This window comes from Kitasatospora sp. NPDC007106 (genome assembly GCF_040634455.1).
GTDB classification, from domain to species: domain Bacteria; phylum Actinomycetota; class Actinomycetes; order Streptomycetales; family Streptomycetaceae; genus Kitasatospora; species Kitasatospora arboriphila.
Genome location: NZ_JBEYFP010000942.1, coordinates 1 through 2,142 on the forward strand (window position 1 = coordinate 1; position 2,142 = coordinate 2,142).

The 2,142-nt window shown below is 73.9% G+C and carries 3 protein-coding genes; all 3 read left to right on the forward strand.

Going from position 1 to position 2,142, the window contains the following annotated elements:
* Window positions 1–338 precede the first annotated feature (338 nt).
* Complete coding sequence (locus ABZ641_RS34265; RefSeq protein WP_344622922.1) at window positions 339–827, forward strand: isochorismatase family protein; 489 nt, start codon at window positions 339–341, stop codon at window positions 825–827.
* Window positions 828–983: 156 nt separating this feature from the next.
* Window positions 984–1,265: a pyrimidine/purine nucleoside phosphorylase gene (locus ABZ641_RS34270; protein ID WP_344622923.1), complete on the forward strand. Its 282-nt coding sequence runs from the start codon at window positions 984–986 to the stop codon at window positions 1,263–1,265.
* Window positions 1,266–1,400: 135 nt separating this feature from the next.
* A partial coding sequence (locus ABZ641_RS34275; RefSeq protein WP_359988240.1) for a hypothetical protein occupies window positions 1,401–2,142 on the forward strand: 742 nt, incomplete at its 3' end.

The following is a 2,142-nucleotide window of genomic DNA, read 5'->3' on the forward strand; positions in this document are numbered from 1 at the left end:
GCCGGACCGGGCACCGGGCCGAGGTCCTCAGCCGCCCGGACCTCCATCCCACGACCGGCCGCCTCGACGGCCAGCAGCTCCATCGTCGACGTCCGCCGCCCGGGCATGACCAGCACCGTGACCTCCTGTGGTCCGTAGAGGCCGCCAGGCTAGTCGCGGCGTACCGCCGACCGCAGCCGAGTTGTTCGGCGGCCGGAGCGGCAGCCGGAGCAGCGGACGGCACCTGACGGACACCTGACGGGCAGTCGGACGAACGGCCGGACGAACGAGCCCGGAACGCCCGCCCGTTGGTACCGCCGACGGAGGGCGGCCTCGGGTCCTGGCCTACGATCGACTCCGTGACCTCTGCGCTGATCCTCGTCGACCTGATGCCACGCATCATCGCCCTGCCCCTCGCCCCGCACTCCGGCGACGAGGTGCTGACGCGCTGCCGCCGCTTGGCCGAGGCGTTCAGGGCGGGCGGCCGCCCGGTGGTACTGGTCCGGGTCGAGCGGCCGAACACCCCCGAGCAGCCGCCGGGCAGCGGCTTCGCCGACGGTCTGGTCCGGCCCGGCGACATCGAGGTCGTCAAACGCACCGTCGGTGCGTTCCACGGCACCGACCTGCACGAGCGGTTGCGCGAGCGGGGCGTGGACACGCTGGTGCTCGCCGGGCTGGTCACCACGATGGGGGTCGAGTCCACGGCCCGGGCCGCGAGCGACCACGGCTACGAGCTGGAGTTCGTCGCCGACGCGATGTCCGGCTTCGCCGCCGACGAGCACGACTTCACGGTGGAGAGGATCTTTCCCCGGTTCGGTGAGGTGCGGGACACGGCGGCCTACACCTGAGCCGTGGTCGTGAGCGGATCACACCTGCGCGCACCTGTTCCGCGGGGCGAGACGGATCGACGGCCCCGACGGCGCCACCTGTAGCTTTCCCGTGCCGACACCCAGCACGCGGCGAGCGGCCCGCTCGTTCCCGCCCGTTCCCCGAGGGGGATGCCCATGTTCACGGTCAACGAGTACTTCGACGGCACCGTCAAGTCGATCGCCTTCAAGCAGGAGCACGGGCCGGCGACCATCGGTGTCATGGCCCCGGGCGAGTACCGGTTCGACACCGCCGCCCCGGAGACCATGCACGTGATCAGCGGCGCCCTGACCGTGAAGCTGCCCGGCGCCGACGGCTGGGAGACCTTCGCCGCCGGCACCCGGTTCGACGTCCCGGGCAACAGCGCCTTCGACCTCAAGGTCGACGGCGAGACCGCCTACCTCTGCGAATACCGCTGATCCCCGGGGCATGAGGCACGCCTCCACCCGGCCGTAGCGGTGCCCGACGCGGCGCAGCAGGGCCCGCGCCCGGCCGGGCGAACCCCTGGGCGGGGTGCGGCGTCCCTGCTGGTGATGACCGGGGAAGGGAGTTCCATGAGCAGTCCTGTGGTCGCGCCGAGGGCGGTGCCGGTGTCCGGGCGGACGGTCGCACTGTTCGGCGGTGCTGTGGTGACACTGGCCGTGGCGTTCGTCGTCGCGCCGCGGCTCCTGGCGGGGACCTCGACGGGAACGGGGTACGCCGACCGGGGCGCACTGGCCGTGGCGTTCGGCGAGGCCTTCACCGGGTACTGGCGCTCCGGCGCGCCGGAGCTGCCGCCGCGCCTGGAGCAGGTGGTGGAGTACTGGTTCCGCTACCACGTGGTCAAGGCCGTGGTCGCGGCGGCGCTGCTGGCGGTCCTGGCCGTGCTCGCGGTCAGGCTGTGGCGGGCCTGTGCGCGCGGCACGGCCCCCGGGAACGGGCGCGCGGGACGCATCACCTCGGGTGCGGGTGCCGTGGCGGCCACGGTGCTGGCGGCGGCCTCCGCGCTGCTGGTGATGGCCAACATCCAGGGCGCGGTGGCGCCGTTCGCCTCCCTGCTCCCGCTGCTGAACGGCTCCCGTGACCCGGAGCTGGCCGGTGCGCTCGGCCAGGTCCGCGAGCAGCTGGCGGATCCCCCGGCTGCCGGACGTGTGCCCGCGCTCGGGGTGATGGTGGACGACTTCTCCCGGTACCACCTGGCGATGGCCGTGATCGCCGGCTGCGTGGCGGTGCTGCTGGCCGTCCTCGCCGCGGTGGCGTGGCGCCGGTTCGCCGCCACCCGCGCGGACGACCGGCGCGGGCGGCGTCTGCCGGCGG